We start from the raw sequence: 22,881 nt of genomic DNA on the forward strand, positions 1-22,881 counted from the left end.
TGTCAGAAATCGGGTGGTTTGGACGCGCCATGGCTCCTAAATCAGACACCATGATGACACTCGCCATACACGACCAGCGCCTGGCCAAGCCGGGCCTCCAGAGCGCCGCGCTGCGCGACTATGACTCGGTTCGGCGCGCCATCGCGTTCATCTCGGAGCATTGGCGCACGCAGCCGACCATCGAAGCGATGGCCGATGCCGCCGCCGTCACGCCGGATGAATTGCACCATCTGTTCCGACGCTGGGCCGGGCTGACGCCGAAGGCCTTCATGCAGGCGCTGACCCTGGACCACGCCAAGAACCTGCTGCGCGATTCCGCCAGCGTGCTCGATGCGGCACTCGACTCCGGCCTGTCAGGGCCGGGACGGCTGCACGACCTGTTCGTCACGCATGAGGCGATGTCGCCGGGCGAATGGAAGACCGGCGCCGGCGGCATGACGCTGCGCTACGGCTTCCATCCCTCGCCGTTCGGCACCGCGATCGTGATCGCAACGGATCGCGGGCTTGCGGGGCTTGCCTTCGCCGATCACGGCGACGAGCAGACCGCATTCGCCGACATGAAGCGGCGCTGGCCGAACGCGACCTATGTCGAGGACACCGACGGCACCACCGCACTGGCACAGCGCGTGTTCGATACACGGTTGTGGCGGGCGGACCAGCCGCTGCGCGTCGTGTTGATCGGCACCGACTTCGAGGTGCGGGTGTGGGAGACGCTGCTCAAGGTCCCGATGGGCCGCGCGGTCAGCTATTCCGACATCGCCTGCAAGATCAACAGCCCGAAAGCTTCGCGCGCGGTCGGCGCCGCGGTCGGCCGCAATCCGGTGTCGTTCGTGGTGCCCTGCCATCGCGCACTCGGCAAGAGCGGCGCGCTGACCGGCTATCACTGGGGCATCACCCGCAAGCAGGCGATGCTGGGCTGGGAAGCCGGCCAGGTCGGATTGCACTAGCTCAATTGCAGGATGGGTAGCGCGAAGCGAAACCCATCGTCCTTATCCTCATTGCGTGATTGATGGGTTTCGCTTCGCTCTACCCATCCTGCGGGCCTACCCCGCGAGATCGACCTTTGAAGCAACGGTGGAATCGGCATTGAGCAGATAGACCACCGGCGCGCCGGTCGCGAGTTCGCGTTTGAGGATCTGCTCGGGCGTCAGCTTCTCCAGCACCATGATCAGCGCGCGCAGCGAATTGCCGTGGGCGGCGATCAGCGTGCGCTGGCCGCGCAGCACGCCGGGCAGGATCTCCTGCACGTAATAGGGCAGCGTGCGCGCCAGCGTGTCCTTCAGGCTTTCGCCGCCGGGCGGCGGCACGTCGTAGGAACGGCGCCAGATCAGAACCTGGTCCTCGCCCCACTTCTTGCGGGCGTCGTCCTTGTTGAGGCCGGAGAGATCGCCGTAATCGCGCTCGTTGAGCGCGAGATTCTTCGTGGTCGGCAAACCGGTCTGGCCGATCTGCTCCAGCATCAGCTTCAGCGTGTGCTGCGCACGGGTGAGGTCGGAGGTGAACGCGACATCGAACGACAGACCCTGCGCCTTCAGCTTGCGGCCGGCCTCGTTGGCTTCGTTGACGCCCTGCTCGGTGAGATCAGGGTCCTTCCACCCGGTGAACAGGTTCTTCAGATTCCAGTCGCTCTGACCGTGACGAACGAGCACAAGGAGACGATCACTCATTTCAGATTCCGTTTTCGCTTAGCTGGATTTCATTCCGTCGAGCGGTGTCAGTCGCTCAACCCGAGGACGTCGGCCATCGAATACATGCCGGGCTTCTTGCCATGCGCCCACAGCGCCGCCTTCAGCGCGCCCTGCGCGAACAGCGCGCGGTCCTCTGCATGGTGCGAGAGCGTGATGCGCTCGGAGGGGCCGGCAAAGATCACGCTGTGATCGCCGGCCGCAGTGCCGCCGCGCAACGAGGCAAAGCCGATATCGCCCGCGCGCCGCGCGCCGGTGAGACCATCGCGACCGCGCGCCGAATGCTGATCGAGTGCGATCTTGCGGCCGGCAGCAGCGGCTTCACCGAGCATCAAGGCGGTGCCCGACGGCGCATCGATCTTGGACTTGTGGTGCATCTCGAGAATTTCGATGTCAAAGCTCTGGTCGAGCGATTGCGCGACGCGCTTGACGAGCGCGGCGAGCAGATTGACACCGAGGCTCATATTGCCTGATTTCACCACGATGGCGCGGTTGGTCACGCTGCGTATCACCGCATCGTCGGACGGCGACATCCCGGTGGTGCCGATGACGTGAACGAGACCGCGCTCGGCCGCGATCGCGACATTGGCGATGGTCGCGGCCGGCACGGTGAAATCCAGGATGCCGTCGGCGCCGGCCGACATCGACCACAGATCGGCCGACAGCTTGACGTCATTGGCGGGAAGGCCGGCGAGCACGCCGGCGTCCTTGCCGAGCAGTTCCGAGCCCGGCGCTTCCAGCGCACCGACCAGCACCGCCCCCGGGGTCTCGGAAATCACCCGCGTCAGCGTGCGGCCCATCCGGCCGCCGGCTCCCGCAACGATCAAACGCATGTCAGCCATGGCTCACCTCTCCACGCGATATAGCGAGCCAAGGCTGTTCCGGCAACCGAACCGGCTACCCGCGATCAGGGCTGCGGGCCGTCATAGCCCTCGATGATGATGAGGTCGGCGATCGAATGCGGCTGCCGCACCTTGATGTTGGCCTGGTATTCCGGGGAGTTGTAGCAGGCCATCGCGGTTGCGTAGTCGGGGAATTCGATCACGACATTGCGGGAGCGGCTCTCTCCCTCGACGCAGTTGAGCTGGCCGCCGCGTACCACGTAACGGCCGCCGAACTTCTTGAAGATCGCAAGGTTGGCCACCGCGTAGGGCTTGTAGCCTTCGTCATTGTGAACGTCGACGCGTCCAATCCAGTATCCCTTCGCCATCTCTGTTCTCCCTCTTGTTGTTCAGGCGAGCGCCTGGGCGATTTCGGCGTGAATGGCTTCGGCTGAAGCCTTTGGATCGGCGGCTTCCATCACCGGGCGTCCGACCACGAGATAGTCGGCGCCGGCGGCGATGGCGCGAGCCGGCGTCATGATGCGCTTCTGGTCGCCGCTCGCCGAGCCTGCGGGGCGGATGCCCGGCGTCACCAGGTTCATCTGATCGCCGACGATCTTGCGCAAGGCGGCGGCCTCCTCGGGCGAGCTGACGAGGCCGTCAACACCAAGCGCCTGCGCCTGCCTGGCGCGCGCTTCGACGAGATCGGAGACGTTGAGGCGATAGCCCGCCGCATGCAGGTCGGTGTCGTCGTAGGAGGTCAGCACCGTCACCGCGAGGATCTTCAGGCCGGACCCGGCGCGTGCCTCGACCGCCGCCTTCATGGTCTGCGGGTAGGCATGCACGGTGAGAAAGGTCGCGCCGAGCCCGGCGACGCTTTCGACCCCGCGCGCGACGGTGTTGCCGATGTCGTGCAGCTTCAGATCGAGGAAGACCTTCTTGCCGCTGCCTGCAAGCTGCTTCGCCAGGATGAGGCCGCCGGCATAACCGAGCTGATAGCCGATCTTGTAAAAGGTGACGGCATCGCCGAGCCGGTCGATCATCGCCTCGGCGCTGGCGACGGACGGCAGATCGAGCGCCACGATCAACCGGTCTCTTGGAGCGATCCTGGCTGGCTGCATGTCACCTCACATCATGCGTTGGGATTGGTCGATCAGCTGCCGCACCAGCGCCTGCATCGCGTCGATGTCGGCCTGGTGCTTCAGATGATCCATATCGTCGTAGGCCTGCTCGGCGAATGACAGCGCGAGCTGGTTCGGGATCACGGTGGCGTGGCACGCCGTCAGGATCAGGCGCAGCGCAGCCAGCGCGCGCGTGCCGCCGAGCCGGTTGCCGGATGCGGCTGAAATCGCGAACGCGCGGCCGTGGAACACCTGACCTCGCACCTCATGCGGATCCTGCACGCGGCTCACCCAGTCGATCGTGTTCTTCACCAACGCCGGCACCGAGGAATTGTATTCCGGCGTCACGATCAGCACGCCATGATGGGCGCCGATCATCCGCTTCAGATTCACGGCATGCTGCGGCACGCCGGATTTCGCCTGCAGGTCGCCGTCATAGATCGGCAGCGGAAAATCGCCGAGCGAGATGCGGGTGACGTCGGCGCCGGATTGCGCCAGTTCGTGCGCCAGCACGGCCGCCAGCTTCGCATTGAGCGAGCCTGACCGAAGCGATCCGGGGATCACGAGGATTTTCAGCGCGGACATTTTGAAATCGCAGGTAAGGCGCACGCCCGGCGCGACGGCGCCGGGTGGTCAGCCCTTGCGATACACCCAGACCCGCGCGGGCGGAAGGTTCATCCAGATCCGCTCGGAGGCCTCTGTGGACACGCCCGGCAGCGACTTCGGAATCGGAGGCACCACCGAATAGGTGAACTGAATGAACGGCGCGCCGGGTGCGAGCGCCAGGAAGGCGTCACGGACCAGCCTCAGGCGGGTCAGCATCGGCTTGGTGACGAGCGGCAGACCGGAGACCACGGCCGAGGCGGGAGATTTCAGCACCTCCCACAGCGTATCGCGCAGCCTATAGGCGTCCCCCTGGACGACCCTGGCGTGCGGATAGCGTTCGCGCAGCAAGGCGCAGAAGCCGGGATTGTATTCGACCAGGACGAGACGCTTTTGATCCACGCCGTGCTCGATCAGCGCGTTGGTAATCGCCCCGGTGCCGGGTCCAAGTTCGACGACCGGCCCCTCGGCGTCGGGATCGACATATTGCGCCATGGTGCGGGCGAGCAGCCGTCCGGACGGCATCACCGCGCCCATATGCAGCGGCTTCTCCATCCATGAACGGAGAAATCGAACCTCGTCGTCGAGACGGAGGGGCTTCTTCGACGCACGCACGGACGATTGCAAAGGCATGTCGCTACCAGGCGGGGACCGCACAATCGAGCGGTTGTCAGAAAACAGTCACAAAGACGTATAGGTCGAAGTCGTTACGGTCAAGCATAACGACTGCGGCTAGACGGAGCGATTGCCAAAGAAGTCCTTGACCTTAGAGAAGAAACCCGCCGCCTCCGGCTGGGTTGCGCCGGACGACAGCTTTTCGAACTCCATCAGCAGTTCTTGCTGTTTCTTGGTCAGATTCTGCGGCGTTTCGACCACGACCTGGACATACATGTCGCCGGTCTGACGCGAGCGGAGCACCGGCATACCCTTTGATGCGATGCGGAATCGCCGGCTGGATTGGGTGCCGGCCGGCACCTTGACCTTGGTCTTGCCCTTGTCGATGGTCGGCACCTCGAATTCACCGCCGAGCGCTGCGGTCACCATCGAGATCGGCACGCGGCAGTGCAGGTCGGCGCCGTCGCGCTGGAAGAACTGGTGCGTGGTCAGCGACAAGAAGATGTAGAGGTCGCCGGGCGGTCCGCCGCGGACACCGGCCTCGCCTTCACCGGCGAGACGAATGCGGGTGCCGTCCTCGACGCCCGGGGGAATGTTGACCGACAGCGTGCGCTCGCGCGTCACCCGGCCGGAACCGGCGCAGGAGGTGCAGGCATCCTCGATCATCTGGCCGCGACCCTGACAGCCGGGACAGGTCCGCTCCAGCGTAAAGAAGCCCTGGGCCTGCCGGACACGGCCGGCGCCGCCGCAATGCGAGCAGGTCTTCGGCTTGGTGCCGGCCTTGGCGCCGGTGCCCGAGCAGGATTCGCAGGTGACCGAGACCGGAATCTCGATCTGCGCGGTCTTGCCCTGGAAGGCCTCCTCGAGCGTGATCTCCATGTTGTAGCGCAGATCGGCGCCGCGCTCGCGGCCGCCGCTGCGGCGCTGCCCGGCCATGCCGAACAGGTCCTCGAAAATGTCGGAGAAGGATGAGGCGAAGCCGGCGCCGAAGCCGGGACCGCCGCCGCCCATGCCCTGCTCGAAAGCGGCATGGCCGAAGCGGTCATAGGCGGCGCGCTTGTCGCCGTCCTTCAGCACCTCATAGGCTTCGTTGATTTCCTTGAACCGGACTTCGCTGGTGGCGTCGCCCGGATTCTTGTCCGGATGCCATTTCATCGCGAGCTTGCGGAAAGCCGATTTCAGCTTGGTCTCGTCCGCGTTCCGCTCAACCTCGAGGGTCTCGTAATAGCAGCGCTTGGTGGACATCCTTCAATTCCGTCCGAAGTTCGTCGCCATCGCCAAGGATTGCGCCTGTCTGGAAGATGCAGTGATCGCCTTAAAGAAAAATGCCCCCCACTCCTCCGAGACGCGGCGCGTGCTCTTTGGTGTGAGGGCCATGATCGCAAGCCCGCGCTTAAGCAGACTTCTTGTTGTTCTTGTCGTCGTCGACCTCGGTGAACTCCGCGTCGACAACGTCATCCTTAGCAGCGTCCTTGGCCGCATCGGCCTCGGCCTGCTGCTTGTACATGGCCTCGCCGAGCTTCATCGAAGCCTGCGCCAGCGTGTTGGTCTTGGCCTTGATCGCCTCGGCGTCGTCGCCCTTCAGCGCTTCCTTGAGGTCGCTGACGGCGTCTTCGATCGCGCGGCGCTCGGTGTCGGCGATCTTCGAACCGTGTTCGGCCAGAGCCTTCTCGGTCGAGTGAACCAGACCGTCGGCATGGTTCTTGGCGTCGACAGCCTCGCGGCGCTTCTTGTCCTCGGCCGCGTTGACCTCGGCGTCCTTGACCATCTTGTCGATGTCGGCCTCGGACAGACCGCCGGATGCCTGGATCCGGATCTGCTGTTCCTTGCCGGTCGCCTTGTCCTTGGCCGAGACGTTGACGATGCCGTTGGCGTCGATGTCGAAGGTCACCTCGATCTGCGGCATGCCGCGCGGAGCCGGCGGAATGCCCATCAGGTCGAACTGGCCGAGCATCTTGTTGTCGGCCGCCATTTCACGCTCGCCCTGGAAGACCCGGATGGTGACGGCGCCCTGATTGTCTTCGGCGGTCGAGAACACCTGGCTCTTCTTGGTCGGGATCGTGGTGTTGCGGTCGATGATGCGGGTGAACACGCCGCCCAGCGTCTCGATGCCCAGCGACAGCGGGGTCACGTCGAGCAGCAGCACGTCCTTGACATCGCCCTGCAGCACGCCGGCCTGGATCGCAGCGCCGATCGCGACGACCTCGTCGGGATTGACGCCCTTATGCGGCTCCTTGCCGAAGAACTGCTTCACGACTTCCTGAATCTTCGGCATGCGGGTCATGCCGCCGACCAGCACCACTTCGCCGATCTCGCCGGCGGTCAGGCCGGCATCCTTCAGCGCCTTGCGGCACGGCTCGATGGTCTTCTCGACGAGATCGGCCACCAGCGCCTCGAACTTGGCGCGGGTCAGCTTCATCGTCAGATGCTTCGGACCAGTCTGGTCAGCCGTGATGAACGGCAGGTTGATTTCGGTCTGCGTGGTCGACGACAACTCGATCTTGGCCTTCTCCGCAGCTTCCTTCAGGCGCTGCAGGGCGAGCTTGTCGTTGCGCAGGTTGATGCCCTGCTCCTTCTGGAATTCGTCGGCGAGATAGCCGACCAGGCGCATGTCGAAATCTTCACCGCCCAGGAAGGTGTCGCCGTTGGTCGACTTCACCTCGAACACGCCATCGCCGATCTCGAGGATCGAGACGTCGAAGGTGCCGCCGCCGAGGTCGTACACGGCGATCGTGCCGGACTTCGACTTGTCGAGACCGTAGGCGAGCGCGGCAGCCGTCGGCTCGTTGATGATGCGCAGCACTTCGAGGCCGGCGATCTTGCCGGCGTCCTTGGTGGCCTGACGCTGCGCGTCGTTGAAATAGGCGGGAACCGTGATGACGGCCTGCTCGACCTTCTGGCCGAGATGCGCCTCAGCGGTCTCCTTCATCTTCTGCAGAATGAAGGCCGAAACCTGCGAGGGCGAATAGGTCTTGCCATCGGCTTCGACCCAGGCGTCGCCGTTCGATGCCTTGACGATCTTGTAGGGAACGAGCTTCTTGTCCTTCTCGACCATCGGGTCGTCATAGCGGCGGCCAATGAGGCGCTTCACCGCGAAGAACGTACGCTCGGGATTGGTCACCGCCTGGCGCTTCGCCGGCTGGCCGACGAGGCGCTCGCCATCGTCAGTGAAGGCAACGATCGACGGCGTCGTCCGCATGCCCTCGGCATTCTCGATCACCTTGGCGTTCTTGCCATCCATTACGGCGACGCACGAATTCGTGGTGCCGAGGTCGATCCCAATGACCTTACCCATGGTTTTCATATCCTCTTTGCTACGGCAGGTTGGTTGGGCCCTGACGGCGCTCCGTACCGAACCCCCAGACGTTCACATACTCGCGATATTGCGACGGTGAGCCTGATATAGGAGAGAGGGTCCTGCCCGCAAGGACTGGACGCAACGTTGAGGCCTGAAAAGACTGACGTTTGAAAGATTGTGTCAGCCCGGCTGCAGCGCCGGTTCAAGCCCGATCCAAGTTAACAAATCGGCAATGATGCCGCCCGCCGTCGACCGCGAACATCGGCCGCGCGACGTCCGCGCTGTTGAGTGAACACTCACAAACGTCGTATGCGAGAGCGGCGCACAGGCCGAGGGCGCGCTGTTTGGCCGCTGGTGGCCGATCGTCGGAAACGTCGGGAAACTGGAAAGTGCCAGCCAATCGGGACGAAAAGCCCATGGAATCGGGCCTGCAGGCCCGGAGCGCGGCTTTGGCGGCCTGTTGCAGGGTCATCAAAACCGCTAAAAGCGGTCCGACTGAAAGAGGCCATCCAGCCCTGCACCGGCCCCGTTGCGCGGCCACCAAGCAAAACCGGTAGATCCCCCATGACGCCTTTTCGACTTCTCGTTGCGGTTGCCTTGCTGCTTGCTGCCACCTGTCGTGGCTTTGCCGCCGACGTGGTGTTTCCGCCGGGCGCGCATGTCGGGATGAAGCCGCTGGTGGGCCTCAACCGCGCCAGGTCGTTCATCGGCTTCGAGACCGAGGACCAGGGCGTGAAGGTCTTGATCGCCGATCTGCCCGCGGACGCCTACAACGAGGTCGTGAGCGCCTTCAAGGCCAACCCGGCCGGTAGCGGAAACATCAAGCCGGAGAGCCTCGAGACGCCGGCGGGCCTCGCCTATTACACCGTGGAGAGCGCGCGTGACGGCACCACCAATGTGCGGCGCTATTCCATGATCCTGCCGGGACCGACCTTCTCCGGCTATGTCGCGGTCCAGGTGCCGGAGAACGCCAGCAAGATCTACACCGACGACGCCGTGCGGCAGATGTTCGCCACCGCCCAGATCCGCAACGAGGTGCCGGTCGACGAACAGCTCGGCATGATGCCCTTCAAGGTCACCGAGCTCGGCAGCTTCAAGAATGTCCGCATGCTGGCGCCGGGCGCCGCGCTGCTGATGGCCGACGGCGACGACAAGGGCCTTGAGACCAAGCCCTTCATGCTGCTTGGCATCATCGGCTCGGCCCCGGCCACACCGGATGATCGCGGCCGCTTCGCCCAGCAGATCGCCACCACGATCCCCGGCGTGCGCGACGGGCGGATCACCATGTCCGAACCGATCCGGATCGACGGCCAGCCCGGCTTCGAGACGCGCATCGACGCCGTCAGCGGCAAGGACAATACCGCGGTGACCATCGTGCAGTGGCTGCGGTTCGGCGCGCAAACATCGATGCGCATCATCGGCAGCTCCCCGCGCACCGATTGGGAGAAGGCCTTCCCGCGCTTCCGCGCGGTGCGCGACGGCATCCAGCCGCGCGGCTGACAGGCCCGCCGAAAAATCGGACTTTCGCAGCTCCACGAACGGAATTAGCCTTCTCGCACGGTTATCAGAGCGAGGAGGGGCGCGATGTTGGATCGACGACAGGTCGTTGCAGGGCTCGGTACGCTGGCGCTTGCCGCGCTGGTTCCAAAACATCTCTGGGCGGCTGCGATCAAGCCCGACGACGGCGCCGCGCTGCTCGTGATCGACGTCCAGAACTGCTTCCTGCCCGGCGGCAGCCTCGCGGTGAAGGACGGCGAGCAGGTGGTGCCGGTGATCAACCGGATCGCCAAGAGCTTTGCCAATGTGGTGATGACGCAGGACTGGCACACGCCCGGACACATCTCCTTTGCCTCGACCCATTCCGGCAAGAAGCCGTTCGAGACCGTCGACCTTGCCTATGGCAAGCAGGTGCTGTGGCCCGACCACTGCGTGCAGGGCACCGACGGCGCTTCGCTGTCGAAGGAACTCGCGATCCCGCAGGCCGAGCTGATCATCCGCAAGGGGTTTCACAAGGACGTCGACAGCTACTCCGCCTTCACCGAGGCCGACGGCAAGACCACCACCGGGCTCGCCGCCTATCTGAAGGCGCGCAACGTCGAGCGGGTTTTCGTGGCCGGGCTCGCCACCGATTTCTGCGTGGCATGGACCGCGCTCGATGCGCGCAAGGCGGGCTTCGAGACCTATGTGGTGGAAGATGCCTGCCGCGGCATCGACACGCAGGGATCGCTCGCCAAGGCCTGGGACGACATGGCCAAGGCCGGCGTCAAGCGCATCCAGTCCTCGGATATCGCGTAGGACGCTGCCTCGCGAGATCCGCATGGCCGAGTCTGCGTCACCCCTTGCATTCGATCTCGCGCAGCGCCTGCCATCGCCGCGCCTGGCGGGCCTGATCGTCCGGATCACCGGTTATCGCGAGACCGCAACCGGCCGGTTCGCACAACGACAGACCGCGCCGCTGATCGTCCCGCTGATCATCAGTTTCGGCTCGCCGTTCCTGATCGCGCTGTCGCGCGAGCCCGGCGCGGCCGATCGTCAGCTCAGCTTCGCCGCCGGCCTGCATGCCGGGCCTGTCTACATCGAGTCCGACGGCCACGCCGCCTGCGTGCAGGTCGATTTCACTCCGCTCGGCGCCTACGGCTTCTTCGGCGCCGCCGTGACCGACCTGGTCGGGCGCATGGTCGATATCGACGATGTGCTCGGCCATGATGGCCGTCGTCTGCGCGAGCAACTCGGCGCCGTGACGTGCTGGCAGCGCCGCTTCGACCTGATCGAGGCGTTCGTGCTGCGCCGCGCCGGCCACATGCCGTCTCCCGAAGTCGCGTTCGCCTATCGAAGACTGGCGCGTTCGGCCGGCACTATCAGCATCACAGCATTGGCCGACGAGATCGGCTGGAGCCGCAAGCATCTGGCCGGCCGGTTTCGGTCCGAACTCGGCCTCGCCCCCAAATCGCTGGCGCGCATGATGCGGTTTCACCGGGCGAGCCGGCTGGCACAAAGCGGCGCAGCGCTCGGCTGGGCGGGGATCGCGGCGGAAAGCGGCTATGCCGACCAGGCCCATCTCGCCCGCGAGTTCGTCGAATTCGCAGGCGAACCGCCGACCGCCTGGGCGCGCCGCCAGGCGCTGACCGACCGCCGGCTGGTTCACGCCGGCGATGGGCTGGCAGACTGGTAACAAACCTTCAAGCCAACGCCGCGTTGCCTCGTGCAGGATGGCGCCGTCAGCCAAGGAGGTGAGCGACCATGACGCACGACATCGAACCGCCCCGCATCTACCCGACCCTGCGCTGCAAGGACGCCGAGGCGATGACCAATTGGCTCACGACGGTGCTTGGGTTCAGCGAACACGTCGTCTACCGCGACGGCGGCGTGATCCATCACGCCGAGCTCGCTTACGGTTCCTCGATGCTGATGCTGGGCCAGAGCCGTGACGGCGCATATGGCAGGCTGGTCGGCGACCTCGACCACCGCCGCACCGACTCGATCTATATCGCCGTCGACGATCCCGACGCGCTGCACGCGAAGGTCAAGGCTGCCGGCGCCAAGATCGAGATGGAACTGCGAGACACCGACTATGGCAGCCGCGACTTCGCCTGTCGCGATCCGGAAGGCAATCTCTGGAGCTTCGGCACCTATTGGCCGAAGGCACACGAGAAGCCGCGACCGTGAGCCCGCGCAATCCGCGAGCTCACAAACGGGCAGCCGGGATCGGGACGGATCAGGCGGTGATGTCGGCGGTCGGGGCGGCCTTGGCGCCGCCCTTGGAGACGCCGACCAGCGCCGGACGCAGGATGCGCTCGCCGATCATGTAACCGGCCTGCACGACCTGCACCACGGTGCCCGACGGCACCGACGGATCAGGCACCTCGAACATCGCCTGCTGGAAGTTCGGATCGAACTTCTCGCCGATCGGGTCGAACTTCTTGACGCCGTTCTTCTCCAGCGCGTTGAGCAGCGAACGTTCGGTCAGCTCGACGCCTTCGATCAGCGCCTTCAGGCCGGGATCGGCGGCCTCCTTGGTTTCGGCCGGCACCGCGTCGAGCGCGCGCTGCAGGTTGTCGGCGATATCGAGCACGTCGCGGGCAAAGCCGGTGATGCCGTAAGTCTTGGCATCGGCGACCTCGCGGCGGGTGCGCTGACGGAGGTTCTCCATCTCGGCCAGCGTGCGCAGCGTCCGGTCCTTCGCCTCGGCGAGTTCCTTGATCAGCGCCTCGGCCGATCCGGCCTCGGGCTCGTCAGGCATGATGTAGGGCTTCGAGACCACGGGCTCACCCGTCGGCGCCGAATTCTCGGTGTTGTCATTGGCCCGGTTCGGATCGGTCATGGCTTGCCTTCTCGAAAACTCGCGTCGGTTCAAATCTTGGGGATTGCTTGCCGGGATATCGTGCTTTGGGCGGCGAAAATCAAGCGCAACATACCGGTCTCGGGAACTGGGATCTCCGGCTTGGGTGAAGAAAACCCGTCAAATGAAAGCGAAATCGCCCTCCGGTCAGCCGCCCAGCATCTTGCTGACGATGCGCGCGGCATAATCGACGGTCGGGATCACCCGCGCATAGTTCAGCCGCGTCGGTCCGATCACGCCGAGGACGCCCACGATCCGCCCCTGAGCGTCGCCGTAGGGCGCGATGATGGTCGAGGAACCCGACAGCGAGAACAGCTTGTTCTCCGAGCCGATGAAGATCCGCACGCCCTCGCCGCGTTCGGCGCGGCCGAGCAGATCGATCACGCCGCGCTTGGTTTCGAGATCGTCGAACAGCGACTTGATGCGCTCGAGATCGTCGAGCGCGTGCAGATCCTCGAGCAGATTGGCGTGACCGCGCACGATCAGCTGGCGGTCCTCGTTCTCGCCGCCGGACCAGCTCGCGATGCCCGCCGCGACCACCTTTTGCGTGAGCTGATCGAGCTCGGCGCGGTTTTGCGTCAGTGCCGTCTCGAGCTCGAGCCGCGCTTCGGCCAGCGTCCGGCCGCGGATCCGCGCATTGAGGAAGTTGGTTGCTTCGGTCAGGGCCGAGGATGGAACACCCGGCGGCAGCGCCAGCACGCGGTTTTCGACCTGGCCGTCTTCGCCGACCAGCACGACCAGCGCCTTCTCCGGCTCGAGCCGCACGAACTCGATGTGCTTCAGCCGCGCATTCGACTTTTGCGTCAGCACCACCGCCGCGGCGCGGGTCAGTCCCGACAGGCGCGTCAAGGCTTCGCCAAGCGCGGCCTCGACGGATTGCGCGCGTCCGACGGCAGCAAGCTGGGTCTGGATCGATTGACGCTCGGCCTCGGTGAGGTCGCCGACCTGCATCAGCGCATCGACGAAGAAGCGCAGCCCGAGTTCGGTCGGCAACCGGCCGGCGGAGGTGTGCGGCGCATAGATCAGGCCGAGCTGCTCGAGATCCGACATCACATTGCGGACCGAGGCCGGCGACAGCGGTAATGCGATCAGGCGCGAAATGTTGCGCGAACCGACCGGCTCGCCGGTCGCGAGGTAGCTTTCGACGATTTGACGAAAAATGTCGCGCGAACGCTCGTTGAGCTGGGCGAGCCCGGCATGCGGCGCGATCAGGCCAATCGGATCGTGGTGAGTCACACTCCAGTCCCTCACAATTACTGCATAATTTGTCGATCCGGGAGGCCGATGACAAGCATGCATTCGGCCCCCTCGTACCGGACCATACCGGGGCCGAAAACCCTTGCCGCTGCCCCTTCCCGCTCCTACAAGCACGGCCAGCCAATTTTCTCGGATTTCTGGAGGATTTCATGCGGCCAAGCCGCCGTGCACCCGATGAACTGCGTCCCGTGTCGCTGGAACGCGGCGTCGTCAAATATGCCGAGGGTTCCTGCATGGTGAAGTTCGGCGACACCCATGTGCTGGTGACCGCCACGCTGGAAGAGCGGTTGCCGCCGTGGCTGAAGGGCCAGGGCCGCGGCTGGGTCACCGCCGAATACGGCATGCTGCCGCGTGCCACCCTGGAACGCACCCGCCGCGAGGCCTCGGCCGGCAAGCAGGGCGGCCGGACGGTCGAGATCCAGCGGCTGATCGGCCGCTCGCTGCGCGCGGCGGTCGATCTCGAGGCGCTCGGCGAACGCCAGATCACGGTCGATTGCGACGTCATCCAGGCCGACGGCGGCACCCGCACCGCCTCGATCACCGGTGCCTGGGTGGCGCTGGCCGACTGCATCAACTGGATGAAGACCCGCAACATGCTGAAGACCAATGTGTTGCGCGACAATGTGGCGGCGATCTCCTGCGGCATCTACCAGGGCACGCCGGTGCTCGATCTCGACTATGCCGAGGATTCCGAAGCCGACACCGACGCCAATTTCGTCATGACCGGCGACGGCCGGATCATCGAGGTGCAGGGCACCGCCGAGAAGACGCCTTTCTCGGAAGGCGAATTCCTGGCGCTGATGGCGCTGGCGCGCAAAGGTGTCGCGCGTCTGGTCGACTTGCAAAAGATCGCGGTGGCGTAGTCAGATTGGCCATGCACCGCCGAATCACCGGAAGGCTCGTCATCGCCACCCATAATCCCGGCAAGCTTGCCGAGATGCGGGAACTGCTGGCGCCGCACGGCGTGGAGGTGGTGTCGGCCGGCGAGCTCGACCTCGCCGAGCCCGAGGAGACCGGCGACAATTTTCGCGCTAACGCGGCGATCAAGGCGATCGCGGCGGCGAAGGCGACCGGACTGCCCGCCTTCGCCGACGATTCCGGCCTCGTGGTCGACGCGCTCGACGGCGCGCCCGGGATCTACTCGGCGCGCTGGGCCGGCGAGGGCAAGGACTTCATGGCGGCGATGACGCGGATCGAGCGGCTGCTGCAGGAACGCGGCGCCACCGCACCGGACCGGCGCAAGGCGCACTTCGTGTCGGCGTTGTGCGTGGCCTGGCCCGACGATCATCTCGAGGAGGTCGAGGCGCGCGTCGATGGAACCCTGGTCTGGCCGCCGCGTGGCAGTGCCGGCTTCGGCTACGATCCGGCTTTCCTGCCGGATGGCTACACGCGGACCTTCGGCGAGATGACCAGCATCGAGAAGCACGGCCTGCCGCCGCTCGGGCTCGGCCTGTCGCATCGCGCCCGCGCCTTCGTGAAGCTCGCGGAGATCTGCCTTGAGCCACGCTGACCGAGAAGCCTTCGGCGTCTACGTGCACTGGCCGTTCTGCCTGTCGAAATGCCCGTATTGTGATTTCAACAGCCACGTGCGGCATGCGCCCGTCGACGAGGCGCGTTTCGTGCGCGCGTTCGCCCGCGAGATCGAGACGACCGCCGCGCGCGTGCCGGGGCGTCAGGTGTCCTCGATCTTCCTCGGCGGCGGCACGCCGTCGCTGATGCAGCCGCAGACCGTCGGTGCCGTGCTCGATGCCATCGCCAAGCACTGGACGGTGGCGCGCGATGTCGAGGTCACGCTCGAGGCCAATCCGACCAGCGTCGAGGCGACACGCTTTCGCGGCTATCGCGCAGCCGGCGTCAACCGCGTCTCGCTCGGCGTGCAGGCGCTCGATGACGCCTCGCTGAAGGCGCTGGGCCGCCTGCACACCGCCCGCGAGGCGCTCGACGCGGTCACGATCGCGCGCGCTGCGTTCGACCGTTACTCGTTCGATCTGATCTATGCCCGCCCCGACCAGACGCCGCGGATGTGGGCCGATGAACTGAAGCAGGCGATCTCGGAAGCGGCCGAGCATCTGTCGCTCTACCAGCTCACGATCGAGGAAGGCACGCCGTTCTTCGGACTGCATGCCGCCGGCAAATTGCAGACGCCGGATGAGGCGACCGCGCGCGCGCTCTACGACGTGACGCAGGAGGTCTGCGCCCGCGAGGGATTGCCGGCCTATGAGATCTCCAATCACGCCCGCGCCGGCGCGGAGTGCAAGCACAACCTCGTCTACTGGCGCGGTGAGGAATATGCCGGCATCGGCCCCGGCGCACATGGAAGGCTCGACATCGATGGCGTCAGGCACGCGACCGCAACGGAGCGGCGCCCCGAGGCGTGGCTGTTGAACGTCGAGGAGCGCGGTCACGGCGTTGTCAGCGATGACAGCCTCAACAGCGAAGAGCGCGCCGACGAGTTTCTGCTGATGGGGCTGCGGCTCGCCGAGGGCATCGATCCCAAGCGCTATGCGAAGCTCTCCGGCCGCCAGCTCGACCCGCACCGGATCGCGATGCTGCGCGAGGAAGGCGCGATCGCCGTCGACGCCGACGGGCGGCTCCGCGTGACCAAGTCGGGATTCCCGGTGCTCGACGCGGTCGTTGCGGATCTCGCCGCCTAAAGCGCGATGAGATTAGGTTGAATCGTCGTCGCGCTTTAGCTCCTTGTTTGAGCATGATCTTTTCGGAAAACCGCTTCGCACTTTTCCGGATCATGCTTTAGGTGCACGCTGCCAAAATATCGAAAACAACCCCATGCAAAGGAGCCGGCGGGTGCCGGCGCTCGACAAGGCAGCTTGACCGCCCGACGAAAATTAAGCGCCGAAGCTCTTCGGCGAGCCTGCGACCGGCGTGCTGCCGCCTGAGGCCACCTTCATGACCGCAAGGCCGCGCTCATTGGTGCCGTCGGAGCGGAAGCGGAACAGACCGTCGATACCGGCAAAGCCGGACGGATTGGTCAACGTCTCCGGCGCAAAGCGTTGCGCCCCTTGCGTGCGCGCGAGCGCCGCCATCAGCGCCACGGCATCATAGGCAAGCGTCGCGGTGCGTACCGGCTCGCCGCCATATTTGCTGCGGTAGCGGCCGGCGAAGCTGCGGAAGCCGGACGGATCGGGCGCGGCATAGAGGCCGCCCTGCAAGACGGGGCTCGCGAACACCCGCGGATTGTCCCACAGCCCGGTGCCGAGCAGCTGGATGTTGCGCAGGTTGGCGCCGGCTGCGGTCAAGGCATCGGCGGTCGCGACGACCGAATCACCATCGTCGGCGATCAGCAGCGCATCGGCCTGGCCGAGCGCCTGCGCCACGGTTCGCGCCGGCGTCGCGCGATCGGCGCCATATTTCTCGAATGCGACGACGCGGCCGTTCTTGCGGCCGACCGCCTGCTTGAACGCGGCCTCGACCACGTTGCCATAGGCATTGTCCGGCACCATCGCGGCGAACGAGCGCTTTCCGATCCCCGCCGAGTAGTCGACGATGCGGTTGATATCGGACTCCGGCAGGAAGCTCAGCAGATAGACGCCGCGCCCGGCCACGCTCGAATCGGTGGAGAATGCGATCACCGAGGTTCCGCGCGGCCGCGTCAGTTGCGCGACGGCCGGCACCGAGCCTGCGAACAGCGGTCCCAGAATGATCTCGGCGCCTTCGGACAGTGCCTGCTGGGCACCCTGCGATGCGCCCTGCGGGCTGCCGCCATCGTCCTTGATCAGGAGCTGGATGTTCGGGTTCTGAAATTCCGCCAGCGCCATTTCGGCCGCGTTCCGCATCGACTGGGCGGCAAGCCCGGCATTGCCGGAAGCCGACAGCGGCAGGATCAGCCCGATCTTGACCTGCCCGGTGCCGACCGCCTGCGGTTGCTGCTGCGGTCCGGCGGGACCGCCTTCCTGGTTGCCGCCGAACGGAGTGGAAAACTGGCTCAAGCTCTGCTGCACGCCGGAACACGCCGTCAGCAACGGCGCGCCCACGATGAGGCCGAGCGCGGTCCGCCGGGTGGTGCCCGACGGCGGGGACTTGCGGTGATGCGGGCCTTCCATCGTCTCTCTTCTCTTGGCCGACCGTGATCAGCCAGGACTCCATCCAGCTCTGATGAGGCGGGTGGATTCAGGCATATTCTCGGCGAATAGTTAACTAAAACAAAAGGATTATGGCCCCGCGGCGCCCTTGCCGCGGCCTCCATTTCCCCCGTCAGGCAGCGTTCCGTCACCGCCGTTTGCGGATGTGGCGCAAGCGCTGCCATCCCTCTAGATTGGCATTATGCGCGCAAAAGCCAGTTCCCTCCACAGTTCGGATGCCACGACAGGCGCTGCGGCCAGAACCTTTTCGATCGGCGGCCAGCAATTGGCCGCGCCGAGGGCCGCACCCGGGCTCCATCTGGTCGCGACCCCGATCGGAAATCTTGCCGACATCACCCTGCGCGCGCTGGAAACGCTGGCCGGTGTCGACGTCATCGCGTGCGAGGACACGAGGATCACCCGCCGGCTGACCGAGCGTTATGCGATCGCCGCCGAGCTCGCGCTCTACCACGAGCACAATGCGGCCCAGGCCCGCCCCAAGATCCTGGAGCGCCTGGCGCAGGGCGCCGCGATCGCGCTGGTCTCGGACGCGGGCACGCCGCTGATCTCCGATCCCGGCTTCAAGCTGGTGCGCGACGTCTGCGCCGCCGGGCACGCCGTCATCGCGGTGCCGGGGCCATCATCGGTGCTGACGGCGCTGTCGGTCGCTGCATTGCCGACCGACCGGTTTTTCTTCGAGGGATTTTTGCCCGCGAAGGAGCACGCGCGTCGCGCCCGGCTCAACGAGCTGGCGAGGATCGATTCGACGCTCGTGATGTTCGAATCAGGCAATCGCGTACAGGACACGCTGCGCGATCTCGCTGCGATCATGGCCGGTCGCGATGCCGCGATCTGCCGCGAGCTGACCAAGCTGCACGAGGAGATCACGCGCGCGCCGGTCGCCGAGCTGGCGGCAAGCGCGGACGCGCTCGAAACACGCGGCGAGTTCGTGCTTGTCATCGGACCTCCGGCCGATGATGCCGGGGTGATGGACCAGGATACGCTCGACGATCTGCTGCGGGCGCAGCTCGGCCGCGGCAGCGTCAAGGATGCGGTCGCCCATGCGGTCGAACTGTCGGGCCGGCCGCGCCGCGAGGTCTATGCCCGTGCCCTCGAGCTTGCGAAGACCATCGGGGACGGCAATGGCGAAGACTGACAGCGCCTCGCCCGGGCGCGTCGCGGCGTTCCGGACCGGCATCTCGGCGGAGAGCCGCGCCGCAGCCCTTCTGATCGCCAAGGGCTATCGCATCCTTGCACGACGCTTCCGTACCCCCTTTGGGGAGATCGACCTGGTGGTGCGCCGGCGCAATTTGCTGGCCTTCGTCGAGGTCAAGGCCCGTGCCAGCCTCGACGACGCCGCCTATGCGGTGACGCCGCGCCAGCAGCTGCGCATCATCAATGCCGCCCAGGCCTGGCTGATGGCGCATCCCGAACATGCCGAATTTGAGCTCAGATTCGACGCCGTGCTGATTGCGCCGAAGAGCCTGCCGCGCCATCTGTTAGCGGCATTCGATGCCAGCCCTTAACGTTATCCTCAGACCTCGCGGAACATGCCTATGAAATTGAAGATCGCCGTCCAGATGGATCCCATCGCGCGCATCAATATTCGCGGCGATTCGACCTTTGCGCTGCTGCTCGAGGCGCAGAAACGCGGCCACGGCATTTCCTACTACACGCCCGACAAGCTGTCGCTGCGCGGCGAGGAGCTGGTAGCGCCGGTGCAGCCTCTCACCGTGCGCGACGAGGTCGGCAGTCACTTCACGCTGGGCGAGCCGAAGCGTGAGGCGCTCAACGGCTTCGACGTCGTACTGCTGCGTCAGGATCCGCCGTTCGACCTCGCCTACATCACCTCGACCCATTTCCTCGAGCGCATCCATCCAAAGACCTTAGTCGTCAACGACCCGGCCAGCGTGCGCAACGCGCCGGAAAAGCTGTTCGTGATGAATTTCCCGCAGCTGATGCCGCCGACCCTGATCTCGCGCGATCTCGACGAGATCAACGCATTCCGCGACCAGCATGGCGCCGTCGTCATGAAGCCGTTGCACGGCCATGGCGGCGCCGCCGTCTTCCGCGTGATGCCGCAGGACATGAACTTCGGCTCGCTGTTCGACATGTTCTCCGTCACCTTCAAGGAGCCCTGGGTGATCCAGCGCTTCCTCCCCGAGGTGAAGCATGGCGACAAGCGCATCATCCTGGTCGACGGCGAGTTCGCCGGCGCCGTCAACCGCGTGCCGGCGGCGGACGATCTGCGCTCCAACATGGTCCGTGGCGGCGCAGCCGCGGCGACCGAGCTCTCCGATCGCGAGCGCGAGATCTGCGCCACGCTCGGACCTGCGCTGCGCGAACGCGGCCTGCTGTTTGTCGGCATCGACGTGATCGACGGCAACCTCACCGAGATCAACGTCACCTCGCCGACCGGCATCCGCGCAATCCAGCGGCTCAATGGCCCCGACGTCGCGGCGATGATCTGGGATACCATCGAGAAGAAGCGCGCCGCCAGATAACCCTCCCTTGTGCGCCGCACGGCCGGCTGAAATCCAGTCGGCGTTCGACCACGCATGCGTTCTCCTTATTCTTCTTGCCAGCTTGCGCGGGCGAGGGCAGCATCCTCTTGCCTGCGTCAGGTCAAGCAGCGGGTCAACGCGCGGGCAACAACGCGAAAATATCATAAAAATTGTGGAGGAAGACGTTATGACGCTCAATGTCTCACGACGATCCTTGCTCGCGCTCGGTGCCGGTCTCGGCGCCAGCACCCTGCTCGGGGGCACCGCACAGGCACGCGCGCCGAAGCTCGGCACGCAGACACCCTACTGGCACCGCTTCATGCTCGGCGAAGCCGAAGTGACCGTCGTATCCGACGGGCCGCTTCCGCTCGGCGACCCCTCCGGCACCTTCACCGGTGTGCCGAAGGAGGAGGTGAAGAAGATGCTCTCCGACAACTTCCTCTCGCCCGACAATGTCGTGCTCGAGCAGAATTCGCCGATCGTCAACACCGGCGACAAGCTGATCCTGTTCGATACCGGCATGGGCACCTCGAAGGCCTTCGGTCCGACCACCGGCCGGCAGCAGAAGAGCATGAAGGAAGCCGGCATCAAGCCGGAGGACATCGACGCCGTCGTGCTGTCGCACGCGCATATCGATCATATCGGCGGCATTGTCGGCGCCGACGACAAGCCGCTGTTTCCGAATGCGCAGTACTACATCGCCCAGAGCGATCTCGAGTTCTGGACCGACGAAGGCAAAATGGGCAGCCCGTTGAAGGATTTCATCGTGCATGCCCGCAAGAACCTGCTGCCGGTGCGCGACCGCATCGTGTTCTTCAAGGACGGTCAGGAATTCCTGCCCGGCGTGACGGCAATCGCAGCGCCCGGCCACACCGTGGGCCACACCATCTTCATGGTGAGCTCGGGTGGCAAATCCTTCGCGTTCCTCGGCGACCTCTCGCATCACGCGGTGCTGCTGCTGGAGCGTCCGCGGATGGAATTCTCCTACGACACCGATCCGAAGCAGGCGGCCGCGTCGCGGGTCAAGCTGCTGGAGATGCTGGCCGCGAACAAGACGGCCGTGATGTCCTATCACTTCGCCTGGCCGGGCTACGGCCACGTCGCCAAGGTCGGCGAAGGCTTCCACTACTATCCAGAGCCGATGCAGATGAACCTGTGACGGGCTGATTGCGGACTGCCTCGGGAGCGGTCGCCGCCGCTCCCGAATGCATTTGTCGCCCGGTGTAAGGAGCCCACGGGGCGCCCGGCCTATTCCGCCGGCGCAAGGCGGCTCCCGGGGCGTGTGCGCATCGTCTCTCGCGCGCCAATCCGCGCACGACGTTTGCGCCACCAGATCACGACGCCCGTCACCGACAACGCCGCGACCACCAATCCCATCAGCGAGATCAGGATGCGCCCGGGCAAGCCGGCGATCCGGCCGGAATGCAACGGAAACTGCATCTGCACGAACACGCCGGCCGCGGTGCCGACCCATGGCAGCCGCTCGCCGAGCGGACGGCCGTCCTCGCTGTCGTAGTAAAGCTGCGCCGGCCCGACGCCCGCGGCGCCGTGTTCGTCGCCCGGCTCGAAGAATGCGACCGCATAGACGCCGTGGGCCGGACCATAATTGATCGAACCGATCGGTGTGATCCAGCCGCGGGCCTTGCCGTCGGCCGCGGCCCGCGTGGCGATCTCCGCGTAGGTCATTCTTGGCTCGATCGGATCGTCAAGATGACGGTATGGTCGCTGCTCGTAGGGCGTCGGCGTGTAGTTGGACACGGTCTTCATCAACGGCGAGAACACCTCGAAATAGAGGTTCAGCGAGAATGCCGTGAATGCGATCACGAACAGCAAGGCCCAAGTCCACAGGCTGAAGGCGCGATGAATGTCGAAATTGATTCGATAGGCGCTGCCTGAGGTCTTGATCTTCCATGCCGGCGCCCAGCGGGTCCAGAAACCCTTGCCGCGCCGGCCTGATATCACCGACGCCCGTTCCGCCTTTGCACGCCGCCGCGACGGCAGGGTCAGGTAGAAGCCGACGAAACAATCGATCGTCCAGATCACGGCGATGACGCCGAGGAAGCGCATGCCCCAGCGATCGCTGCCCCAGAATTCGGGGATATGCATCGTGTAGTGCAGTTTGTAGAGGAACGAGACGAAGTTTTCGCGGGTCACCGGCCAGACCGCGCCCCAATAGCGGCGTCCGAGCTCGACGCCGGTGTTCGGATCCAGAAAGACCTGGTTATAGTCGAGCGTGTAACGTGTGCCGGTCGCCGGATCGATCCGCGGCAGCACGAAGAACCACAGCGACTCGCCTCTCTCCGCCGTCATGAACATGTGGACGACGCGGGCGCGATGATCGCGCTGCTCGATCAGCCGGACGAGCTCGACCGACGGGATCGCGGGTCCGGAGCTCATCACCTCGAACAGCTTCCTGTTGAGCACATCGTCGATCTCGTGGTCCCACGAGATGATCGCGCCGGTGATGCCCGAGAAGAACAGGAAGGCCGCGGTGAGAAGACCCGCCCAGCGATGCAGTCGTCCGAAGATGGATCTCATGTGCATTTCAGCATGTCATTT

Annotated in this window: 25 protein-coding genes; 12 read left to right on the forward strand and 13 right to left on the reverse strand. The window is 65.3% G+C overall.

Annotation, left to right across the window (positions count from 1 at the left end; genetic code table 11):
* Positions 1 to 50: 50 nt before the first annotated feature.
* Positions 51 to 947 carry a methylated-DNA--[protein]-cysteine S-methyltransferase gene (locus AKL29_RS06265; RefSeq protein ID WP_028335763.1) on the forward strand — a complete coding sequence of 299 codons (897 nt, stop codon included), beginning with the start codon at positions 51 to 53 and terminating at the stop codon, positions 945 to 947.
* A gap of 96 nt (positions 948 to 1,043) precedes the next feature.
* On the opposite strand, the gene AKL29_RS06270 is transcribed toward AKL29_RS06265, so the two are convergent.
* The 9 genes from AKL29_RS06270 to AKL29_RS06310 form a co-directional block, all read right to left on the reverse strand.
* Positions 1,044 to 1,667, reverse strand: a complete 624-nt coding sequence (locus AKL29_RS06270; protein ID WP_050383489.1) for a 2,3-bisphosphoglycerate-dependent phosphoglycerate mutase — start codon at positions 1,665 to 1,667, stop codon at positions 1,044 to 1,046.
* 47 nt (positions 1,668 to 1,714) lie between these two features.
* A complete protein-coding gene (gene dapB, locus AKL29_RS06275) occupies positions 1,715 to 2,527 on the reverse strand; it encodes a 4-hydroxy-tetrahydrodipicolinate reductase (protein WP_028341754.1) in 813 nt (270 codons plus the stop codon).
* Between the two features lie 65 nt (positions 2,528 to 2,592).
* On the reverse strand, positions 2,593 to 2,895 hold the full coding sequence (locus AKL29_RS06280) for a DUF1330 domain-containing protein (protein ID WP_028335765.1): 303 nt from the start codon (positions 2,893 to 2,895) through the stop codon (positions 2,593 to 2,595).
* Between the two features lie 21 nt (positions 2,896 to 2,916).
* Entirely contained in the window at positions 2,917 to 3,627 is a 711-nt protein-coding gene (pyrF, locus tag AKL29_RS06285; RefSeq protein WP_028335766.1) for an orotidine-5'-phosphate decarboxylase, read from the reverse strand.
* Positions 3,628 to 3,633: 6 nt separating this feature from the next.
* Positions 3,634 to 4,212: an NADPH-dependent FMN reductase gene (locus AKL29_RS06290; protein WP_050383490.1), complete on the reverse strand. Its 579-nt coding sequence runs from the start codon at positions 4,210 to 4,212 to the stop codon at positions 3,634 to 3,636.
* Positions 4,213 to 4,260: 48 nt separating this feature from the next.
* On the reverse strand, positions 4,261 to 4,863 hold the full coding sequence (locus AKL29_RS06295; RefSeq protein ID WP_028335768.1) for a class I SAM-dependent methyltransferase: 603 nt from the start codon (positions 4,861 to 4,863) through the stop codon (positions 4,261 to 4,263).
* Positions 4,864 to 4,962: 99 nt separating this feature from the next.
* On the reverse strand, positions 4,963 to 6,090 hold the full coding sequence (gene dnaJ / locus AKL29_RS06300) for a molecular chaperone DnaJ (protein ID WP_050383491.1): 1,128 nt from the start codon (positions 6,088 to 6,090) through the stop codon (positions 4,963 to 4,965).
* Positions 6,091 to 6,238: 148 nt separating this feature from the next.
* Entirely contained in the window at positions 6,239 to 8,140 is a 1,902-nt protein-coding gene (gene dnaK / locus AKL29_RS06305; protein ID WP_028335770.1) for a molecular chaperone DnaK, read from the reverse strand.
* A 205-nt stretch (positions 8,141 to 8,345) separates the two neighbouring features.
* Complete coding sequence (locus tag AKL29_RS06310) at positions 8,346 to 8,615, reverse strand: hypothetical protein (RefSeq protein ID WP_050383492.1); 270 nt, start codon at positions 8,613 to 8,615, stop codon at positions 8,346 to 8,348.
* A gap of 92 nt (positions 8,616 to 8,707) precedes the next feature.
* Between AKL29_RS06310 and AKL29_RS06315 the strand changes: the two genes are divergently transcribed.
* The 4 genes from AKL29_RS06315 (at position 8,708) to AKL29_RS06330 (ending at position 11,809) form a co-directional block, all read left to right on the forward strand.
* Positions 8,708 to 9,643 (forward strand): hypothetical protein, encoded by a 936-nt coding sequence (locus AKL29_RS06315; protein WP_050383493.1) that lies wholly within the window; start codon positions 8,708 to 8,710, stop codon positions 9,641 to 9,643.
* Positions 9,644 to 9,727: 84 nt separating this feature from the next.
* A complete protein-coding gene (gene pncA, locus AKL29_RS06320) occupies positions 9,728 to 10,438 on the forward strand; it encodes a bifunctional nicotinamidase/pyrazinamidase (protein ID WP_028335773.1) in 711 nt (236 codons plus the stop codon).
* 22 nt (positions 10,439 to 10,460) lie between these two features.
* Positions 10,461 to 11,315, forward strand: a complete 855-nt coding sequence (locus AKL29_RS06325; protein WP_050383494.1) for an AraC family transcriptional regulator — start codon at positions 10,461 to 10,463, stop codon at positions 11,313 to 11,315.
* A 68-nt stretch (positions 11,316 to 11,383) separates the two neighbouring features.
* The gene (locus tag AKL29_RS06330) at positions 11,384 to 11,809 is read left to right on the forward strand and encodes a VOC family protein (protein ID WP_050383495.1); all 426 of its coding nucleotides are present in this window, start codon (positions 11,384 to 11,386) and stop codon (positions 11,807 to 11,809) included.
* A 49-nt stretch (positions 11,810 to 11,858) separates the two neighbouring features.
* On the opposite strand, the gene grpE is transcribed toward AKL29_RS06330, so the two are convergent.
* Positions 11,859 to 12,464 (reverse strand): nucleotide exchange factor GrpE, encoded by a 606-nt coding sequence (gene grpE, locus AKL29_RS06335; RefSeq protein ID WP_028335776.1) that lies wholly within the window; start codon positions 12,462 to 12,464, stop codon positions 11,859 to 11,861.
* Between the two features lie 165 nt (positions 12,465 to 12,629).
* Positions 12,630 to 13,718, reverse strand: a complete 1,089-nt coding sequence (gene hrcA / locus AKL29_RS06340) for a heat-inducible transcriptional repressor HrcA (protein ID WP_016841498.1) — start codon at positions 13,716 to 13,718, stop codon at positions 12,630 to 12,632.
* Between the two features lie 170 nt (positions 13,719 to 13,888).
* Here hrcA and rph point away from each other — a divergent pair, with 170 nt between their 5' ends.
* The 3 genes from rph to hemW are packed head-to-tail and all read left to right on the forward strand — an operon-like array spanning position 13,889 to position 16,393.
* Positions 13,889 to 14,602: a ribonuclease PH gene (rph, locus tag AKL29_RS06345; protein WP_016841497.1), complete on the forward strand. Its 714-nt coding sequence runs from the start codon at positions 13,889 to 13,891 to the stop codon at positions 14,600 to 14,602.
* An 11-nt stretch (positions 14,603 to 14,613) separates the two neighbouring features.
* Positions 14,614 to 15,249 carry an RdgB/HAM1 family non-canonical purine NTP pyrophosphatase gene (gene rdgB, locus AKL29_RS06350; protein ID WP_050383496.1) on the forward strand — a complete coding sequence of 212 codons (636 nt, stop codon included), beginning with the start codon at positions 14,614 to 14,616 and terminating at the stop codon, positions 15,247 to 15,249.
* The gene (gene hemW / locus AKL29_RS06355) at positions 15,236 to 16,393 is read left to right on the forward strand and encodes a radical SAM family heme chaperone HemW (protein WP_050383497.1); all 1,158 of its coding nucleotides are present in this window, start codon (positions 15,236 to 15,238) and stop codon (positions 16,391 to 16,393) included. The genes rdgB and hemW overlap by 14 nt, the downstream gene beginning before the upstream one ends.
* Before the next feature lie 192 nt (positions 16,394 to 16,585).
* Here the strand turns inward: hemW and AKL29_RS06360 are convergent, their stop codons facing one another.
* Positions 16,586 to 17,800: a penicillin-binding protein activator gene (locus AKL29_RS06360; protein ID WP_028335781.1), complete on the reverse strand. Its 1,215-nt coding sequence runs from the start codon at positions 17,798 to 17,800 to the stop codon at positions 16,586 to 16,588.
* 220 nt (positions 17,801 to 18,020) lie between these two features.
* Here AKL29_RS06360 and rsmI point away from each other — a divergent pair, with 220 nt between their 5' ends.
* The 4 genes from rsmI (at position 18,021) to AKL29_RS06380 (ending at position 21,481) form a co-directional block, all read left to right on the forward strand.
* Positions 18,021 to 18,974, forward strand: coding sequence for a 16S rRNA (cytidine(1402)-2'-O)-methyltransferase (gene rsmI / locus AKL29_RS06365; RefSeq protein WP_050383498.1), 954 nt, complete (start codon positions 18,021 to 18,023; stop codon positions 18,972 to 18,974).
* Positions 18,961 to 19,344 carry a YraN family protein gene (locus AKL29_RS06370; RefSeq protein ID WP_050383499.1) on the forward strand — a complete coding sequence of 128 codons (384 nt, stop codon included), beginning with the start codon at positions 18,961 to 18,963 and terminating at the stop codon, positions 19,342 to 19,344. Before rsmI ends, AKL29_RS06370 begins: the two co-directional genes overlap by 14 nt.
* A gap of 30 nt (positions 19,345 to 19,374) precedes the next feature.
* On the forward strand, positions 19,375 to 20,322 hold the full coding sequence (gshB, locus tag AKL29_RS06375) for a glutathione synthase (protein WP_050383500.1): 948 nt from the start codon (positions 19,375 to 19,377) through the stop codon (positions 20,320 to 20,322).
* Between the two features lie 187 nt (positions 20,323 to 20,509).
* Positions 20,510 to 21,481 carry an MBL fold metallo-hydrolase gene (locus AKL29_RS06380; protein WP_028335785.1) on the forward strand — a complete coding sequence of 324 codons (972 nt, stop codon included), beginning with the start codon at positions 20,510 to 20,512 and terminating at the stop codon, positions 21,479 to 21,481.
* An 89-nt stretch (positions 21,482 to 21,570) separates the two neighbouring features.
* On the opposite strand, the gene fsrB is transcribed toward AKL29_RS06380, so the two are convergent.
* On the reverse strand, positions 21,571 to 22,860 hold the full coding sequence (fsrB, locus tag AKL29_RS06385; RefSeq protein WP_050383615.1) for a siderophore utilization protein FsrB: 1,290 nt from the start codon (positions 22,858 to 22,860) through the stop codon (positions 21,571 to 21,573).
* Positions 22,861 to 22,881: the final 21 nt, after the last annotated feature.

The organism is Bradyrhizobium pachyrhizi, assembly GCF_001189245.1.
Classification (GTDB): domain Bacteria; phylum Pseudomonadota; class Alphaproteobacteria; order Rhizobiales; family Xanthobacteraceae; genus Bradyrhizobium; species Bradyrhizobium pachyrhizi.

Coding starts and splice junctions, on each gene's coding strand:
- AKL29_RS06265 (WP_028335763.1), top strand. CDS start 51: ATGATGACACTCGCCATACACGACCAGCGCCTGGCCAAGCCGGGCCTC.
- AKL29_RS06270 (WP_050383489.1), bottom strand. CDS start 1,667: ATGAGTGATCGTCTCCTTGTGCTCGTTCGTCACGGTCAGAGCGACTGG.
- dapB (WP_028341754.1), bottom strand. CDS start 2,527: ATGGCTGACATGCGTTTGATCGTTGCGGGAGCCGGCGGCCGGATGGGC.
- AKL29_RS06280 (WP_028335765.1), bottom strand. CDS start 2,895: ATGGCGAAGGGATACTGGATTGGACGCGTCGACGTTCACAATGACGAA.
- pyrF (WP_028335766.1), bottom strand. CDS start 3,627: ATGCAGCCAGCCAGGATCGCTCCAAGAGACCGGTTGATCGTGGCGCTC.
- AKL29_RS06290 (WP_050383490.1), bottom strand. CDS start 4,212: ATGTCCGCGCTGAAAATCCTCGTGATCCCCGGATCGCTTCGGTCAGGC.
- AKL29_RS06295 (WP_028335768.1), bottom strand. CDS start 4,863: ATGCCTTTGCAATCGTCCGTGCGTGCGTCGAAGAAGCCCCTCCGTCTC.
- dnaJ (WP_050383491.1), bottom strand. CDS start 6,090: ATGTCCACCAAGCGCTGCTATTACGAGACCCTCGAGGTTGAGCGGAAC.
- dnaK (WP_028335770.1), bottom strand. CDS start 8,140: ATGGGTAAGGTCATTGGGATCGACCTCGGCACCACGAATTCGTGCGTC.
- AKL29_RS06310 (WP_050383492.1), bottom strand. CDS start 8,615: ATGACCCTGCAACAGGCCGCCAAAGCCGCGCTCCGGGCCTGCAGGCCC.
- AKL29_RS06315 (WP_050383493.1), top strand. CDS start 8,708: ATGACGCCTTTTCGACTTCTCGTTGCGGTTGCCTTGCTGCTTGCTGCC.
- pncA (WP_028335773.1), top strand. CDS start 9,728: ATGTTGGATCGACGACAGGTCGTTGCAGGGCTCGGTACGCTGGCGCTT.
- AKL29_RS06325 (WP_050383494.1), top strand. CDS start 10,461: ATGGCCGAGTCTGCGTCACCCCTTGCATTCGATCTCGCGCAGCGCCTG.
- AKL29_RS06330 (WP_050383495.1), top strand. CDS start 11,384: ATGACGCACGACATCGAACCGCCCCGCATCTACCCGACCCTGCGCTGC.
- grpE (WP_028335776.1), bottom strand. CDS start 12,464: ATGACCGATCCGAACCGGGCCAATGACAACACCGAGAATTCGGCGCCG.
- rph (WP_016841497.1), top strand. CDS start 13,889: ATGCGGCCAAGCCGCCGTGCACCCGATGAACTGCGTCCCGTGTCGCTG.
- rdgB (WP_050383496.1), top strand. CDS start 14,614: ATGCACCGCCGAATCACCGGAAGGCTCGTCATCGCCACCCATAATCCC.
- AKL29_RS06360 (WP_028335781.1), bottom strand. CDS start 17,800: ATGGAAGGCCCGCATCACCGCAAGTCCCCGCCGTCGGGCACCACCCGG.
- rsmI (WP_050383498.1), top strand. CDS start 18,021: ATGCGCGCAAAAGCCAGTTCCCTCCACAGTTCGGATGCCACGACAGGC.
- AKL29_RS06370 (WP_050383499.1), top strand. CDS start 18,961: ATGGCGAAGACTGACAGCGCCTCGCCCGGGCGCGTCGCGGCGTTCCGG.
- gshB (WP_050383500.1), top strand. CDS start 19,375: ATGAAATTGAAGATCGCCGTCCAGATGGATCCCATCGCGCGCATCAAT.
- AKL29_RS06380 (WP_028335785.1), top strand. CDS start 20,510: ATGACGCTCAATGTCTCACGACGATCCTTGCTCGCGCTCGGTGCCGGT.
- fsrB (WP_050383615.1), bottom strand. CDS start 22,860: ATGAGATCCATCTTCGGACGACTGCATCGCTGGGCGGGTCTTCTCACC.